The 14,790-nt window shown below is 54.0% G+C and carries 19 protein-coding genes and 1 riboswitch; of the genes, 15 read left to right on the forward strand and 4 right to left on the reverse strand.

Going from position 1 to position 14,790, the window contains the following annotated elements; translation table 11 throughout:
• Nucleotides 1–168: 168 nt before the first annotated feature.
• Nucleotides 169–1,818: an electron transfer flavoprotein-ubiquinone oxidoreductase gene (locus SIL79_RS07910; protein WP_039034647.1), complete on the reverse strand. Its 1,650-nt coding sequence runs from the start codon at nucleotides 1,816–1,818 to the stop codon at nucleotides 169–171.
• Nucleotides 1,819–2,050: 232 nt separating this feature from the next.
• Nucleotides 2,051–2,186: riboswitch (molybdenum cofactor riboswitch) on the forward strand.
• Between SIL79_RS07910 and moaA the strand changes: the two genes are divergently transcribed.
• The 14 genes from moaA (at nucleotide 2,174) to SIL79_RS07980 (ending at nucleotide 11,528) form a co-directional block, all read left to right on the forward strand.
• A complete protein-coding gene (moaA, locus tag SIL79_RS07915; protein ID WP_039034610.1) occupies nucleotides 2,174–3,154 on the forward strand; it encodes a GTP 3',8-cyclase MoaA in 981 nt (326 codons plus the stop codon). Its footprint overlaps the riboswitch before it by 13 nt.
• A gap of 70 nt (nucleotides 3,155–3,224) precedes the next feature.
• Entirely contained in the window at nucleotides 3,225–3,755 is a 531-nt protein-coding gene (gene moaB, locus SIL79_RS07920) for a molybdenum cofactor biosynthesis protein B (RefSeq protein WP_319619116.1), read from the forward strand.
• Nucleotides 3,748–4,224, forward strand: a complete 477-nt coding sequence (gene moaC, locus SIL79_RS07925; protein WP_025889198.1) for a cyclic pyranopterin monophosphate synthase MoaC — start codon at nucleotides 3,748–3,750, stop codon at nucleotides 4,222–4,224. The genes moaB and moaC overlap by 8 nt, the downstream gene beginning before the upstream one ends.
• Nucleotides 4,225–4,228: 4 nt before the next feature.
• Entirely contained in the window at nucleotides 4,229–4,477 is a 249-nt protein-coding gene (moaD, locus tag SIL79_RS07930) for a molybdopterin synthase sulfur carrier subunit (RefSeq protein WP_025889200.1), read from the forward strand.
• A 1-nt stretch (nucleotide 4,478) separates the two neighbouring features.
• On the forward strand, nucleotides 4,479–4,937 hold the full coding sequence (moaE, locus tag SIL79_RS07935; protein WP_039034613.1) for a molybdopterin synthase catalytic subunit MoaE: 459 nt from the start codon (nucleotides 4,479–4,481) through the stop codon (nucleotides 4,935–4,937).
• Nucleotides 4,938–4,949: 12 nt separating this feature from the next.
• On the forward strand, nucleotides 4,950–5,750 hold the full coding sequence (gene modA, locus SIL79_RS07940; RefSeq protein ID WP_071476335.1) for a molybdate ABC transporter substrate-binding protein: 801 nt from the start codon (nucleotides 4,950–4,952) through the stop codon (nucleotides 5,748–5,750).
• Nucleotides 5,751–6,416 carry a molybdate ABC transporter permease subunit gene (gene modB, locus SIL79_RS07945; RefSeq protein WP_039034615.1) on the forward strand — a complete coding sequence of 222 codons (666 nt, stop codon included), beginning with the start codon at nucleotides 5,751–5,753 and terminating at the stop codon, nucleotides 6,414–6,416. It abuts the gene before it with no gap.
• Complete coding sequence (locus SIL79_RS07950) at nucleotides 6,413–7,507, forward strand: ABC transporter ATP-binding protein (RefSeq protein WP_052248137.1); 1,095 nt, start codon at nucleotides 6,413–6,415, stop codon at nucleotides 7,505–7,507. The genes modB and SIL79_RS07950 overlap by 4 nt, the downstream gene beginning before the upstream one ends.
• A gap of 121 nt (nucleotides 7,508–7,628) precedes the next feature.
• The gene (locus SIL79_RS07955) at nucleotides 7,629–7,991 is read left to right on the forward strand and encodes a YgiW/YdeI family stress tolerance OB fold protein (RefSeq protein WP_233962825.1); all 363 of its coding nucleotides are present in this window, start codon (nucleotides 7,629–7,631) and stop codon (nucleotides 7,989–7,991) included.
• A 55-nt stretch (nucleotides 7,992–8,046) separates the two neighbouring features.
• Nucleotides 8,047–8,568 (forward strand): PepSY domain-containing protein, encoded by a 522-nt coding sequence (locus SIL79_RS07960; protein WP_039034617.1) that lies wholly within the window; start codon nucleotides 8,047–8,049, stop codon nucleotides 8,566–8,568.
• A 2-nt stretch (nucleotides 8,569–8,570) separates the two neighbouring features.
• Nucleotides 8,571–9,248, forward strand: coding sequence for a response regulator transcription factor (locus SIL79_RS07965; protein ID WP_039034618.1), 678 nt, complete (start codon nucleotides 8,571–8,573; stop codon nucleotides 9,246–9,248).
• A 49-nt stretch (nucleotides 9,249–9,297) separates the two neighbouring features.
• Nucleotides 9,298–10,560, forward strand: a complete 1,263-nt coding sequence (locus tag SIL79_RS07970; protein ID WP_226685132.1) for a sensor histidine kinase — start codon at nucleotides 9,298–9,300, stop codon at nucleotides 10,558–10,560.
• 3 nt (nucleotides 10,561–10,563) lie between these two features.
• Nucleotides 10,564–11,244 (forward strand): TIGR01621 family pseudouridine synthase, encoded by a 681-nt coding sequence (locus SIL79_RS07975; protein WP_233962826.1) that lies wholly within the window; start codon nucleotides 10,564–10,566, stop codon nucleotides 11,242–11,244.
• 116 nt (nucleotides 11,245–11,360) lie between these two features.
• A complete protein-coding gene (locus SIL79_RS07980) occupies nucleotides 11,361–11,528 on the forward strand; it encodes a YqaE/Pmp3 family membrane protein (protein ID WP_039034620.1) in 168 nt (55 codons plus the stop codon).
• Nucleotides 11,529–11,613: 85 nt separating this feature from the next.
• Here SIL79_RS07980 and SIL79_RS07985 read toward each other — a convergent pair whose 3' ends face one another.
• Entirely contained in the window at nucleotides 11,614–12,270 is a 657-nt protein-coding gene (locus SIL79_RS07985) for an FMN-dependent NADH-azoreductase (protein WP_039034621.1), read from the reverse strand.
• Nucleotides 12,271–12,378: 108 nt separating this feature from the next.
• Between SIL79_RS07985 and SIL79_RS07990 the strand changes: the two genes are divergently transcribed.
• Entirely contained in the window at nucleotides 12,379–13,263 is an 885-nt protein-coding gene (locus SIL79_RS07990) for a LysR substrate-binding domain-containing protein (RefSeq protein ID WP_144362042.1), read from the forward strand.
• On the opposite strand, the gene SIL79_RS07995 is transcribed toward SIL79_RS07990, so the two are convergent.
• Nucleotides 13,232–13,741: a M23 family metallopeptidase gene (locus SIL79_RS07995; protein ID WP_233962827.1), complete on the reverse strand. Its 510-nt coding sequence runs from the start codon at nucleotides 13,739–13,741 to the stop codon at nucleotides 13,232–13,234. The two genes, SIL79_RS07990 and SIL79_RS07995, sit on opposite strands and share 32 nt — an antisense overlap.
• A 211-nt stretch (nucleotides 13,742–13,952) precedes the next feature.
• Nucleotides 13,953–14,612 (reverse strand): Bax inhibitor-1 family protein, encoded by a 660-nt coding sequence (locus SIL79_RS08000; RefSeq protein ID WP_162206937.1) that lies wholly within the window; start codon nucleotides 14,610–14,612, stop codon nucleotides 13,953–13,955.
• Nucleotides 14,613–14,790: the final 178 nt, after the last annotated feature.

Below are 14,790 nucleotides of genomic sequence, written 5' to 3' on the forward strand. Positions count from 1 at the left end.
AAGTCTTTGTAGAGTATAGGCAGGCCAGCTGTTTTATGGGGCTGGATCTTATTGTAGAACCGGGATTATGACCAAAAAGCCTTAATGTATCAATAGGTGCTAATATTGCTTTTGCGTAAATAAAAAACGCGTCTTAAAAGACGCGTTCTTATGGCTTACAGTCACTAATTACATATTGGGATAGTTAGGGCCACCACCCCCTTCGGGGGTCACCCAGGTGATGTTCTGGCTGGGGTCCTTGATGTCACAGGTCTTGCAGTGAATGCAGTTCTGGCTGTTGATCACAAACTTGGGTTGCCCCTCGTCTTCAACCACCTCATAGACACCCGCAGGGCAATAGCGCTGCGCCGGTTCATCGTATTTCACCAGGTTGACCGCAATAGGGACATTGGCATCTTTCAAGCGCAAATGGCAGGGTTGGTCTTCCTCGTGGAAGGTATTGGACAGATAAACTGAAGAGAGCTTGTCGAAGCTAAGCTTGCCGTCCGGCTTGGGGTAGTTAATCTTGCTGTAGGCACTGGCTTCAGCCATCTGGGCATAGTCGGGATGCTCGTCTCTCAGGGTCACAGGGAACTTGCCGCCAAACCAGTTTTGATCGATGTAGTTAAAGGCGCCCCCCAGGAAGGTGCCGAACTTGTGCATGGCCGGGCCGAAGTTACGGGAACGGTAAAGCTCATCAAAGAGCCAGCTCTGTTCCAGCCGCTCCTGGAAGCAGTCGAGATCTTTTCCGCCTTCAACTCCGGCGATAAGGCCTTCTGCCAGGGTCTCGGCCGCCAGCATACCGCTCTTGATGGCGGTGTGAGTGCCCTTGATCTTGGCGAAGTTGAGTGTCCCGGCATCACAACCTATTACCAGACCACCGGGGAAGCTCATCTTGGGCAGAGAGTTTAGTCCCCCTTTGGTGATGGCGCGGGCACCATAGCTCAAACGCTCGCCGCCGCTTAAGGTCTTGGCGATGACAGGGTGGGTCTTGTAACGCTGAAATTCATCAAAGGGGCTCAGATGCGGGTTCTTGTAGTTGAGGTCGATGATCAGCCCCACGGCAACCTGGTTGTCTTCCATATGGTAGAGGAAACCGCCGCCGCTGGCGCCTTCCTGTAGCGGCCAGCCGCCACTGTGAACCACTTTACCTTGTTGGTGTTGTTCGGCCGGGATCTTCCAAATCTCTTTGAAGCCTATGCCGTAATGTTGTGGTGTCTTGCCGTTATCCAGGTGGAATTTTTCTATCAGCTGCTTGCCCAGATGGCCACGGCAGCCTTCGGCAAACACAGTATATTTGGCGTGTAGCTCCATACCCGGCATATAGCTGTCTTTGGGCTGGCCATCGGCGCCTATGCCCATGTCGCCGATCAATATTCCCTTGACGCTGCCGTCTTCATTGAGCAGCAATTCGCTGGCAGCAAAACCGGGGAATATCTCCACTCCCAGGCCTTCGGCTTGCTCGGCCATCCAGCGGCAGAGATTACCGACGCTGATAATATAGTTGCCATGATTGTGCATGGTCTTGGGTACCAGGCTGTTGGGCAGATGTTTGCCATCTTCGGCCGACTTGAGCAGATAGATTTCATCTTCTGTAACCTGGGTATGCAGGGGGGCTCCCAGTTCTTTCCAGTCACCGAAGAGTTCTTCCAATACGCTGGGTTCAAAGACGGCACCGGAGAGAATATGCGCGCCGACTTCAGAGCCTTTTTCGACCACACAGACACTGATCTCTTTGCCGCTGTCTTTGGAGATCTGCATCAAACGGCAAGCCGTAGCCAGTCCGGCGGGGCCTGCACCAACGATAACAACATCGAATTCCATTGATTCGCGTTCCATCATGTCACCTCTATCCTTCAAAGTCCCCCGATGTAAACGGGTGTTTTATTTTTATCCAGCTCCAACCTTACCTGAAAATCTATTCAGGGCACAGTATTTGATCGGAAAGCAGCCGTTAGTTTTGATGAAATTTATGAGTGAAGCTTGTCACAAAAAGTCCACGCAGATTTGAACCAGATCGGGAAATCCATTTTTAGGGGTATGGTTCACCCCCCTTTTCGTCCTATAATTGGCGCAGACGGTTCTCCGAGCTTTTGGTCCTACGTCAGTGAAGATATGGTCCTTTAGCCGTGGCAATTTTGCCACCGGGGTGAGTAAAGAAATGCTCTCACCTCCCTGACTTGGAAAGGTGATCATGTCCCAATTACAAGACAATTTTGGTCGAAGATTTCACTATTTGCGGATGTCAGTTACTGACGTCTGTAACTTCAAATGCAGTTACTGCCTGCCGGATGGTTATCGCCCGGAGGGCAAGCCCTCTTTTCTGACGCTCAGCGAGATTGAGAATCTGGTTGCTGCCTTTGCCAAAGTAGGTACCCGCAAGGTACGGATCACAGGTGGCGAGCCTACGCTGCGCAAAGACTTTACCGATATCATTCGCGCAGTTGCCGACAACAGCGAAATTCACACTATCGCCACTACCACCAATGGTTATAGGCTCGAGAAGCACGCCAAAGAGTGGTACGACGCCGGACTGAGGCGGATCAACGTGTCTGTGGACAGCCTGGACCCCAGGATGTTTTATCAGATCACCGGCGAGAACAAGTTCGATGAGGTCATGCGCGGTATAGATACGGCGCTGGAAGCCGGCTTTGAGCGGGTCAAGATCAACGCTGTGCTGCTCAAGGATCTCAACGACAAGGACCTGCCACGTTTCCTGCATTGGATCAAACATACCCCCATAGATCTGCGTTTCATCGAGCTGATGGAAACCGGTTTGGGTCACGACTACTTCAAGGCGCATCACCTGGCTGGAGCCGATATCAAGGCCAGACTCGAGGCCGAAGGTTGGCAGTATGATCAGCCCGCGGCCGAAGATGGCCCGGCGCAAAACTTCAGCCACCCTGATTATCGTGGCCGTATTGGGCTGATCATGCCTTATGCCAAAAACTTCTGCGCCAGCTGTAACAGGTTGCGGGTTTCTGCCAAGGGTAAGCTGCACCTGTGTCTGTTCACCGAACATGGTGTCGATCTTCGGGATCTGCTTCAGAGTCCTGAACAGCAGGATGAGTTGATTGCCCGTTTGCATCAGCAGTTGCAACAGAAGAAAGAGACTCACTATCTGCACCAAGGCATTACCGGTGTAACCCAACATCTGGCCTCTATCGGCGGTTGAGGGTGGCGCTCGTTTGGGCGCCAGATACTTATCATCGCCATCTCGGTAGCATTCAGCAGCAGGAACTGACATGGGACATTGCATTCATACCCATTTTGAGCCCTTGAATATCGCCATTCTTACCCTTTCAGACAGCCGGGAGCTGCAAACAGATACCTCCGGGCGTTTTCTGGTACAGGCACTGCAGGAGGCTGGGCATAACTTGGTCGAGCGTAAGCTATGCCTGGATGATAAATACCAGATGCGCGCTATCGTCAGCCAATGGATAGCCGCGGCCAATGTCCAGGTGATCATCACCACCGGCGGCACCGGCTTTAGCGGCAGAGACAACACCCCAGAAGCGCTGCGGCCGTTGTTTGATGCTGAAATAGAAGGCTTTGGTGAACTCTTTCGCCACATCACTTACACTGAGCTGGGCACTTCTACTGTGCAGTCGCGGGCATTGGCCGGTATCGCCAATCAAACGGCGTTGTTTTGTTTGCCCGGTTCCACCGGCGCATGTCGTACGGCCTGGAACAAGATCCTCAAAGAGCAGCTGGATGCCCGGCACCGGCCCTGTAACTTCGTATCCCATTTGAAAAAGGTTGCTATAGATGACTAATGCCTTTACCCATATCAATGCCGACGGCAACGCCCATATGGTGGATGTGACCGAAAAGTCGATCACTGAACGCGAAGCCCGTGCCGAGGCTTATATTGAGATGTCAGCCGAGACGCTGCAGATGATCATGAGTGGCAGCCACCATAAGGGCGATGTGTTTGCCACTGCCAGAATCGCCGGCATTATGGCCGCGAAGAAAACCTCAGAGCTGATCCCTCTGTGCCATCCCTTGATGTTGACCAAGGTCGAGGTGGATCTGCAGGCCGAGCCGGAGCAAAACCGGGTCAGGATCACCAGCCTGTGTAAGCTGGCTGGCAAAACCGGGGTTGAAATGGAAGCCCTGACGGCGGCCTCGGTTGCGGCGCTGACTATCTACGATATGTGTAAAGCGGTGCAGAAAGATATGGTGATTACCCAGGTAAGACTGCTGGAGAAACGCGGCGGTAAATCCGGTCATTTTAAGGTGTAACGATATGATTAAAGTGCTGTTTTTTGCTCAAGTACGCGAATTATTGGGAACGGCTGCCATTGAAGTCGAGAGCCAGCCGGGTTTGACGGCCGAGGCGCTGCGTGCCCAACTGGCGGCCACAGACGACAAGTGGGCCAGAGTGATGGCGTCCGACAAGCTGTTGGTAGCCGTCAACCAAACTCTCAGCCCTTGGCATACAGAGATCAAAGCGGGTGATGAGGTGGCCTTCTTCCCACCGGTAACCGGAGGTTGAGATGCAAAGCGATCGTATTTTGGTACAAACCGCCGACTTTGATGTCCCGGCCGAATATGCCCGCATCGCCGCCGATAACAGCGATGGCGCCGTGGTGACCTTTGTCGGCAAGGTACGCGACTTCAACGATGGCAGTGCGGTTACCGACCTGACGCTGGAACACTATCCCGGGATGACAGAAGCCGTTTTGGGGCAAATCGCCACTCAAGCCCGTGAGCGCTGGCCGCTGAATCAGCTGACCATCATTCACCGGGTTGGCACTATGCATCTTGGCGAGCAGATAGTGTTTATCGGTGTCAGCAGTGCCCACCGCAAGGCGGCGTTTGCGGCTTGTGAGTTTCTCATCGATTTCCTCAAGACCAAGGCACCATTCTGGAAGCTGGAGGCCGGTGACAGTGGCCAACACTGGGTTGAGGCCCGCGATGCCGATGAGCAGGCCGCCAAGGCCTGGGAAAAGTAACCGGAGCGTTTGATGGTGCTATTGGAGCGATTGCTGAATTCGACGAACAAGGCCGTGCTGACCGCACTGGCGCTGCTCGGTCTGTGTCTGCCGGCTGCGGCGGCGCAAAGCGTTCATGTGGCTGCGGCGGCCAATATCAAGTTTGCCCTGGATGATATCGCCGAGCGCTATCAGCAACAGACAGGACGCCAACTCAAGATCTCCTACGGTTCTTCCGGTAACTTTGTAGCGCAGATAAAGCATGGTGCGCCGTTCGAGCTGTTTCTCTCGGCCGACGAGCGTTATGTCGAGGCGCTGGCTGACGCCGGCATCACCCGTGACAAGGGTGTGGTCTACGCTTACGGGCGCTTGGCACTGGTGGCTCCCAAGAATTCGCCACTGAAACTGGATCAAGAATTACTGGGGCTGCAACAAGCACTGGCCGCCGGGCAGATCAAGCGCTTTGCCATCGCCAACCCGGATCATGCTCCCTATGGCGAGCGCGCCCGTGCGTTGCTCAAGCAAAAGGGTTTGTGGCAGGAGTTGCAGGCCAACCTCATCTATGGCGAAAACGTTTCCCAGGCGGCGCAGTTTGCCTTGAGTGGCTCGACTCAAGGCGGCATAGTTGCCTTGTCGCTGGCGGTAGCACCGCAGTTTCAGGCGAGAGGTCGCTATCTGGCGTTGCCGGTAGATTCCCATGCCCCGCTGACCCAGCGGATGGTGCTGCTTGAGAAAGCCGGCGACGATGCCAAAGCCTTTTACGACTATCTGCAGGGGCCGGAAGCGCGACAAGTGTTCAGCGCCTATGGCTTTGCCCTGCCCGAGGGAAGCTGAATGGATTGGCAGTCGCTATGGCTCTCGGTCAAACTGGCTGCCATCAGTGTCTTGGTGCTCTTGCCGCTTGCCATCTTGTTGAGCCGCTTGCTGGCCTACCGTGAGTTTCGCGGTAAGTCCTGGATAGAAGCGCTGATCATGGTGCCCCTGGTGTTGCCACCTACGGTGATCGGTTATTACCTCTTGGTAGGGCTTGGCAGTGAAAGCTGGCTGGGCCTATGGCTACAGCAAACCTTGGGGGTGCAGCTGGTATTTCATTTCTCCGGCCTGGTGGTCGCCTCGGTACTGGTCAATATTCCCTTTGCGGTGCAGCCTATTCAAAGGGCTTTTGAAGCTATTCCACAGGATGTGCGTGATGCCTGCGCCTGTTGTGGCATGAGTCGCACCAAGCAGCTATTCAAGGTGGAGTTGCCCTTGGTATGGCCGGGGATCCTGACGGCCCTGGTGCTGTGTTTCTCCCATGTACTCGGCGAGTTTGGTGTCGTCCTGATGATGGGGGGCTCCATCGCGGGAGAGACCAAGACGATTTCCATCGCCATCTATGACAGTGTCCAGGCATTTGACTTCGCCTCGGCCGGTACTATGTCGCTGGTACTCTTGCTGTTTGCCATCACCACATTGGCATTGACCACAGGGTTGTCGCGGCGGCTCGGGAGATTGAAATGACCCCGACAGATCTGCATGTCAGCGTCCATCAAACCAAGGGGATCCCACTGCAGGCAGACTTTGTTTGCCGAGCCGGTGAAGTCCTGGCCGTGGTGGGGCCCTCCGGTGGCGGCAAGACCACGCTGCTGAGGATGATTGCCGGTCTCAATAAGCCGCAATCCGGCAGCATCCGCTATGGTGATAAACCCTGGTTTTCCGAGACGGTGAACCTGAGCCCACAGCAGCGCCATCTGGGGTTTGTGCCGCAACACTTTGGCCTGTTTCCCAATCTGAGTGCGGTCGACAATGTTATCGCCGGGCTTGACCATCTGCCCAAGGCCGAACGCCGGGCCAGGGCGCTGGATTGGCTGGAGCGGGTTAATCTGCAAGGTTTGCCGGATCGTTTGCCTGAGCAGTTGTCCGGTGGTCAGAGACAGAGAGTGGCACTGGCCAGAGCGCTGGCGCGTGAGCCTTCGGTATTGCTGCTGGATGAGCCTTTTTCCGCGGTCGATCGCGAAACCCGTGAGCGCCTGTATCTGGAGCTGGCACGACTTAAATCGCAGCTGCATATTCCGGTGATCATGGTGACCCATGATCTCAACGAAGCCTTGTTGCTGGCCGACCGCATGGTGCTTATCAGCCAAGGGCAGTTGCTGCAACAGGGTGTGCCCCATGAAGTGTTGGCTAAACCCCGTAACGAGGCGGTTGCCCGGCAGATGGGCCTGAGAAACTTGTTTGACTCAGAAGTGGTGGCCCTGGAACAGGAGCGGCAACTCACCTGGCTCAAGTTTGGCGAGCAACTGATTGCCTGTGACTATGATGCGCGCCTGAATCCGGGAGATAAGGTGCGTTGGGTAGTGCCTAATCAAGGCGTCAGATTCAACTCCATCAGCCGTGGCCGCCTGTGCCGCAGCTTCAATAAACTCAATGTCAGGCTCGAATCCCTACTGGTGATGGGCGAGTCTGTGCGCTTGCTGGCAGTAATCGAAGGCGTGGATCAGACTCTCAGCGCCGAAGTGCCGTTACATCTGGCACGTAAGCTGGAGTTGGTTGCCGGTATGCAGACTGAAGTAGCCCTCAAATCCGAACAAATTCATATTCTCGAACACTGATAAAGACGGTCTTTATGCCTGTTGTCGGTTAGATGATCAAAACTTAATTTAGCTTCAATCCTGAGTTCAAGCGCTGAAATCTATACTGCAGCCATTGAAACAACCTCAGGAGAGAAACAAGATGCAAAAGTTGGCATATTTACTGGTATTATCCTCACTCGGCAGTGGTGCTGCTCTTGCGGCCTATACCGGGCCGGGAGTCGAAAATCGGGTCATTACAGCGTCTCAGGTCGAGCAGGCCAAGGACGATACCCTGGTTGAGCTGACAGGTTACCTGGTGAAGAGTCTGGGCGACGAAACTTATCTGTTCCGTGATGATTCCGGCGAGGTTAAAGTCGAAATCGACCATAAGCTGTGGCGCAATATCAATGCCGATGTGAAAGAAAGCACTCTGGTGAAACTGACCGGCGAGGTTGACAAGGAGTGGAACGGCAATGAAGTTGAAATTGAAAGTATCACTTTGATTGGTGACACTGCGAAATGAATCTTGGCTTGTATGAGTAGCTGGCCTTCGGTGCCAGCGCTCGGATGGAGGCAAAATGAGACGTTTATTGGCGGGGCTGGTGCTGTTTTCTTCGGTGGCAGTCGCGGCTCCCTCGCTGCTGGAATTGTTGAATGATAATGACCGTATTCAACCTATAGAGCTGATGCAGCGTATTGAGTCCCAGTTTCCCGGGGTGATCGTCGAGTTTGAAACCGATGTGGATAATGGGGTCCTGGTCTATGAAATTGACTTAATAAACCCGGATGATCACACTACCACTGAGCTGGATATACTCGCCGGTAGCGGCGAGATCCTCAAACGCAAAGTCGATCGTCTGGAGGCTGACGATATGGCCGAGTTGGCCGCGGTCAAACTCTTGGTGCAGAAAAAGCTCAGTTTTTCCCAACTGGTGGCAATGGCGATGCAAAACAGTAAGGCTCATCTGCTGGAGGCTCAGTTGGACAAAGATCTGGGGATTGCTTACCTGGAGCTGAAAGTAATGGATGAACGAGGCAAGCATAAGCTGGCGTTTGATATTGAAAAACAGCGGCCATTGCCTCTACTGAAATGGGACTGACAATGAAGATATTACTGGTCGAAGATGACGTAACCACTCAGGATTATATCGTCAAGGGCTTTCTGGAGCAGGGACACAACATTGAAACTGCGGCCGATGGCCATCAGGGGTTGCTGCTGGCGACCAGTAGTCAATACGACTTGGTGATCCTTGATCGCATGTTACCCGGGCTCGATGGTCTCAAGGTTTTGGCGGCACTTCGGGCCACCGGTAATCAAACCCCGGTGTTGATCCTCTCGGCACTCAGTCACGTTGACGAGAGGGTCAAGGGACTGCGAGCCGGTGGTGACGACTATATGACCAAGCCGTTCGCCTTCTCCGAGCTGCTGGTACGGGCTGAGAAACTGATGTTGCGTGGCCAGTCACTGCCGGCTAAAACAGAGCTCAAGGTGGGTTTATTGGAGATGGAGTTACTGACCCGTAAAGTGACCCTGGACGGCACTGAACTAATGCTGCAGCCCAAGGAGTTCCAGCTGCTCAAGTACCTGATGGAACATGCCAATCAGGTGATCAGCCGCACCCTGCTGTTTGAAGCCGTATGGGACTACCACTTTGACCCCAGAACCAATGTTATTGATGTGCATATCGCCAAGCTGAGACGTAAGTTCGAAGAGTTGGGGCATGGCGAGCTGATTGAAACCATAAGAGGGGCTGGTTATCGTCTCCGCCAAAGCCATTAAGCCGTATCAGAGCAGCGTATGGCGTATCACCATCTTCTTCTCTGTGCTGGTGACTCTGATCATCGGCGCGTTACTGTTTGCCCTCTATCAACAGCTGGTAACCGAACAACAGTCTCAGGTTGAGAAGCATCTGGCATCGGAGGCGCAGCGTTACCAGCAACTGGCCTTGAGCGTAGATAAGCGCAGCTTTGCGGCGCAAATTCATGCCGCTGATCCGCAAACGGCACTGATTGCCTGGCAGGGTAGCCCGGATATGGTCGGGGCGTTGACCTTTATGCCGGATAATATGCCGCTGCTGCCGAAAACCCGCGATTTCCCCATCCTTACCGGTGGCCCGGATAAGCTGCATATTCTCACCGGCGGCGTGGTAATGACACGTTATGGCCCTGTGCTGATCGCCACCCGTACCGACCACTTGGCGACCTTGATCGAAAAGTTTCTCAGCGCGGCAGCCACCGCTGTGATGCTGACAGTGGTACTGACGCTGGCTATGGGGTATCTGTTTTCCAAGGCGCTGCTCAGGCGTCTGGTGCAATACAACCGCTTGAGTGAACGCATAGAGCGAGGTTACTACAACACCCGCTTGCCTGTGAGTCGCAACAGTGATGAATTCGATATGCTGGCGCGCCAATTCAACCGAGTGTTGGATACCCTGGAACGCAACCTTGCCGCCGTGCGCGGGGTGACAGACAATATCGCCCATGACCTGCGAACTCCTCTTTCGCACCTGAGGATAGGGTTGGAGCAGTTGCCGCAGTATCCGGCAGAGGAACTCCCTGAACGCAGCGCCATCTTGATCGAAAAGCTGGATCACTGCTTGGCGACCTTCAACGCCATGTTGTCGCTGACCCGTATTGAAGAAGGGCAACAACAACTGGAGCTGGAGCGCTTTAGCTTGCAGCAGATGTGTCACGATCTTCTGGATATGGCCGATGTATTGGCCGAGGCACAAGAGCAACAACTCAAGCTGGAAACCAGTGAGGATTGCCCTATCACAGGCGACAAACACCTCTTGTTCCAGGCGCTGTTCAATCTGGTCGACAACGCCATTCGCTATGCAGGCGAGGGAGCCTGTATCACCATTTCGCAGCAAGCCAATCAAGTCATCATCAGCGACAATGGCCCCGGGATCCCGGAAGCGGAGCGTGAGCGGGTCTTCGAGCGGCTGGTGCGGCTGGATCCGAGCCGTCATAAGCAAGGCACCGGCTTGGGGCTTTCTATGGTCAAGGCGATTCTTTCGCGGCACAACGCCAGTATTTCGCTGCAGGATAACCACCCCGGCCTTAGGGTCATAGTCACATTTCAGGTTTAACCCATGTATTCAGTGATAGCCACAGAGCCCGACTTTATCCTGCTGGACAAGCGGCCCGAGGTTCATTTTCACAGCCAGCACGGTGAGGCAGGTTTAGTGGCCAGTGCCGAGCGAGAATTGGGCTATAAGCTCTATCCCGTACATAGACTCGATACCTTGACCTCCGGCCTATTGCTGCTGGCCCGTTCATCCGAGGCGGCAGCTGAATTTACCCGCATGTTCAGTGAACACAAGGTGCAGAAATATTATTTGGCGTTGGCCAAGGGTAAACCGGGCAAAAAACAGGGTTGGATCATAGGTGATATGGCCAAGTCCCGCCGTAGCCAGTATAAACTGCTGCGTTCCACCGATAACCCGGCTGTTACCCAGTTCTTTTCCTGGTCGGTCGCCGAGGGGCTGCGCCTGTACCTGCTCAAGCCTCACAGCGGCAAGACCCATCAGCTGAGGGTAGCGCTTTCCAGTCTGGGGGTGCCGATTCTGGGGGATACTCTCTATGGCGGCAGCGCTGTTGATGCCGACCGTGGCTACCTGCACGCTTATGCGCTGGAGTTTGAATGGCACGGGCAAGTGCTCAGATACCTGAGTTTACCATCGCAGGGCGAGGCTTTTATGCAGTCGGGCGTTTTGAGTCAGTTGCAAAAGCTTAAGCAACCCTGGGATTTGCACTGGCCCAAGCGCAAATAAATACTGGTAGTTGACATTTAGGTTCACTCTCGGGGAAAGAGAAAAGGTTGCAAGCTGGGCATCATGCTGCCAAGTTAAACGGGTTGTCCCTTTAATTCCTCGCCAGGAGTCATACCATGGATACCAATAAACTCTTGCTCGTCATCATCGCCATTTTATTGCCGCCGGTGGCGGTATTTCTCAAAGCCGGTGCCGGTAAAGACCTGCTGATCAATATCATTCTCTGTCTGTTCTTCTGGTTCCCCGGATTGCTGCATGCACTCTGGGTGGTAACCAAGGACTGAGAACAAACGCTGAGACAGCGGCATTGGCTGGTCTTTGTTCGCGGCCAATCCGGGCTTTAGCTTCTTAAATGCAGTGGTTTGATTGCTAAATTTTTAGGGCCAGCTCCGTCAGTGAGGCGCTGGCCGCTTTGATGGAAGCCCGATGGCGCTCGTCGGCAAACTCCTGATATTCGCTGCGCACTTCATAAAACTGCTCCACCCCCAGATAGTGGCTCAGGGTCTTGATATGAGGACTCAGGTGATTCATTCCAGCGCGGATCCCCTCTTCGCCAAAGCCAAACTCGCCGCAGGAGTAAACCAAAACCAGTTTTTTGCCGCTGAGTATCGGCCGCAGCGGAAAATCGCCGCGCTTTAAGTCGAAGCTGAATGTGCGGTTGATGCGGATGACCTGATCAAACCAGGCCTTGAGTGCCGCCGGCATGCCATAGTTGTACATGGGGGTTGAGATCAGAATGATATCGGCCCGCTGCAGCTCGTCGATAAGGCAGTCCGACAGTGCCAGCAGCCGTTGCTGCTCTGTACTTTGGTGTTCCTCCGGAGTGAATACGGCGGCAATCCAATCTTGGGTGATGGCCGGCGGTACTTGGTCACCCAGATCACGATAGATGAATTCGGATAGATTATTTTGGGCTTGCCAGTGATCGCAAAATAGCTGCGCCAACGACTTGGAAATCGAATTATAGCTGGGCTTGTCATTGTCGGTTCTTCTCGCGCTGGCATCTATTCTTAAAAGGGTTTTCATCACTTTCTCCGTTTGTTTGCTCAGGGCATAACTATCTGGAATACCGCTCGAGTTGACAAAGGGTCATTTCTCACTTATAGATGAGTAAAATTCACTTATTTGATCGCAATGTTTGCCCATTTACCCACACTGAATAACTTGAGAGTGTTCGAAGCCGCCGCCAGGCATCTGAGCTTCAAGCTGGCTGCGGAGGAGTTGAGCCTGACTCCGACTGCCGTTTCCCATCAGATAAGAAATCTCGAGACTCAGCTGGACACCCGCTTGTTTATCCGCCAGACCCGGGCGGTATCACTGACACCGGCCGGAGCCGAGTTGGCAGAATCCTGTCGCCAGGCCTTGCTCGGCATAGCCCAGGGGATTGAACGTTTGGGCGTGACACCAAACCAGCTGAGAGTTTCCACTACCCATGGCTTTGCCGCCCTATGGCTGGCGCAGCGCTTGCCGGACTTTCAGCAGCGTTTCCCCGATATTCGGGTGTCGGTCAGCAGCAATGAGGGGCTGCAGCCTAGCGACCCTCTGGGTGAGACAGATCTCTGCATACGCTACGGCAAAGCGGCAGAAGGCGAAGAGGTGTTATTTAGCGAGACCTTCGGCATTTACGCCAGTCCCGGTTATCTCAAGAGCAAGCAACCTCAGGTGACGCTGTTGCAGACCCGTTGGCAGAATCCGGCTCTCGACGGGCTCGATTGGCTGCAATGGCAACAGACCTATCACGAGTTCAAGGGTGCCAGATTGCTGGAGTTTACCCAGGAGGATCACCTGGTGCAGGCCGCTCTGGCCGGTGAAGGCCTGGCGCTTGCCAGTTCTGTGCTGGTGGCCTCTTTGGTGGAGCGGGGTTGGTTGAAACCTTGCTTGCCGGGCAAGGTGTTGCCTGGACTCAGTTATCGGCTGCTGCCGGCTCCCGGCCGCGAGCAGAGCCACAGAGTCAGGGTGTTTCTCGAATGGCTCAGGCAGCAGGCACTCAGCGGGGAGCCAGATAGGTCACAGGATTGAGATAAAACGCCTTCTTGTATCCCTGGGGCGCGTCATCCATCAACCAAGGCATGGGCATCAGGCTGACTATGCTGTAGTGCAGATGGGGCGGCTTGCCTTTGGCATTGCCCGAGTCGCCGACTGTGCCCAGTTTGCTGCCCTGAGGTAGATATAGACCGTTCGGCTCCAAGCTGTCCAGATGGGCGAAATAATGCAACTTCCAGCCTGGCCCCAAGGCCAGCACCACCTTGCCGCCGAGACGCCACTCCCCTTGATAGAGGCGCAGCATGGGCGTCGGGGCCTGCACTTGAGTGCCGCGGGCGGCGAAGATGTCTATGCCCTTGTGTACCCCTGAGGTGCCCCAGGGATAATACCAGAAACTGTCTTTATGCCAGTCTTTGGCGCTGGCTTGGTGAACCGGCACCTGTGGGGTTTCCGGGATCAGGGCACCGGCAAAGATCAGCAGTAGCAGCAGGATAAAGCCATAACGTTTCTTCATTGCCGACACCTTCCTTAGCTTCAAAATTGAAAGCAGATCGTTATTCGCGCTATCGAGCTTTGGTTCATCACGAACCGAACAAGATAGCGCTTAGATGTAAAACCTATCCTGGTTCTGGAGCTTTACACTTGGCTTGCGTCCGGGAATTCTATCACCGTTCAGAGAGCAAAAAAGCCATAGACAGCAGCAACAGCAAGAGTAAACGCATGGGTTAATTTCTTCTTCCCAGAATGCTCAGGATCCGCAGGAACAGGTTGATGATATCCATATAAAGCGCGGCGGCGCTGTCGATGGCGTTGTCGACCGTCTTTTCCTTGGCGTTGGCTCGGCCCCAGTCATAGCCAATGTAGCCGCAGAAGATCAATACCACTATCCAGTCGGTAATGCCGTGATGGCTCTTGAAGATAAATAGTTCCACCAGTTCGACAATGATCACCAACAGCAGGGCTATGGCCAGGGCGCCGGCTATGCGGGCAAAAAAGGCGGGAAATAGGGTGCCCAATATCATCATTGCCAGAGTCACGATAGTCGTTATCCGCAGTGCCTCCAACACCAGAGTTGGGTCATAGCTGCTGACCACCAGGTTAATTATCAGGCCGAAGGGAACAACGACCAGGTTGTAGCCGAGAAAGCTGACGGCAGGCATCTTTGACGTTTCAAACAGATAGACGCCTGCCATACAGCAGACGAAGTAGCCGATAAAGAACAACCAGATTGGAATCGTGGCGATGATTTCGGGATCGATATTCAACACCATCAGGTAGTTGATCACAAAACCCCAGATCAGGGTCAGACCAACGACCAGGTTATATTTACCGGCACTGATCTGGCCCTTGTCGGTGCCATAGTTGCGTCGCAGGCTATTGTCCATAGCGGGAAATTTCCTAGTTGTAGATTTCAGGCAAAATGAAAGCGCCACACGATATAGAAAAATATCAGGCTCAACAAGCCGCTATCACCCAAAACTCTGTACGACATTTTCCAACCATCAAGCACTTGCTGCAATAGTGACTTATGTTGCCAATATGTTTGTTTTGGCGTTATTTTGT

Source organism: Shewanella indica, assembly GCF_033842865.1.
GTDB lineage: Bacteria > Pseudomonadota > Gammaproteobacteria > Enterobacterales > Shewanellaceae > Shewanella > Shewanella indica.

Coding starts and splice junctions, on each gene's coding strand:
- SIL79_RS08000 (WP_162206937.1), bottom strand. CDS start 14,612: ATGGACAATAGCCTGCGACGCAACTATGGCACCGACAAGGGCCAGATC.
- modB (WP_039034615.1), top strand. CDS start 5,751: ATGGATTGGCAGTCGCTATGGCTCTCGGTCAAACTGGCTGCCATCAGT.
- SIL79_RS07985 (WP_039034621.1), bottom strand. CDS start 12,270: ATGAAAACCCTTTTAAGAATAGATGCCAGCGCGAGAAGAACCGACAAT.
- moaE (WP_039034613.1), top strand. CDS start 4,479: ATGCAAAGCGATCGTATTTTGGTACAAACCGCCGACTTTGATGTCCCG.
- SIL79_RS07980 (WP_039034620.1), top strand. CDS start 11,361: ATGGATACCAATAAACTCTTGCTCGTCATCATCGCCATTTTATTGCCG.
- SIL79_RS07995 (WP_233962827.1), bottom strand. CDS start 13,741: ATGAAGAAACGTTATGGCTTTATCCTGCTGCTACTGCTGATCTTTGCC.
- moaC (WP_025889198.1), top strand. CDS start 3,748: ATGACTAATGCCTTTACCCATATCAATGCCGACGGCAACGCCCATATG.
- SIL79_RS07975 (WP_233962826.1), top strand. CDS start 10,564: ATGTATTCAGTGATAGCCACAGAGCCCGACTTTATCCTGCTGGACAAG.
- SIL79_RS07950 (WP_052248137.1), top strand. CDS start 6,413: ATGACCCCGACAGATCTGCATGTCAGCGTCCATCAAACCAAGGGGATC.
- SIL79_RS07955 (WP_233962825.1), top strand. CDS start 7,629: ATGCAAAAGTTGGCATATTTACTGGTATTATCCTCACTCGGCAGTGGT.
- moaA (WP_039034610.1), top strand. CDS start 2,174: ATGTCCCAATTACAAGACAATTTTGGTCGAAGATTTCACTATTTGCGG.
- moaB (WP_319619116.1), top strand. CDS start 3,225: ATGGGACATTGCATTCATACCCATTTTGAGCCCTTGAATATCGCCATT.
- SIL79_RS07910 (WP_039034647.1), bottom strand. CDS start 1,818: ATGGAACGCGAATCAATGGAATTCGATGTTGTTATCGTTGGTGCAGGC.
- SIL79_RS07965 (WP_039034618.1), top strand. CDS start 8,571: ATGAAGATATTACTGGTCGAAGATGACGTAACCACTCAGGATTATATC.
- moaD (WP_025889200.1), top strand. CDS start 4,229: ATGATTAAAGTGCTGTTTTTTGCTCAAGTACGCGAATTATTGGGAACG.
- SIL79_RS07990 (WP_144362042.1), top strand. CDS start 12,379: ATGTTTGCCCATTTACCCACACTGAATAACTTGAGAGTGTTCGAAGCC.
- SIL79_RS07960 (WP_039034617.1), top strand. CDS start 8,047: ATGAGACGTTTATTGGCGGGGCTGGTGCTGTTTTCTTCGGTGGCAGTC.
- modA (WP_071476335.1), top strand. CDS start 4,950: ATGGTGCTATTGGAGCGATTGCTGAATTCGACGAACAAGGCCGTGCTG.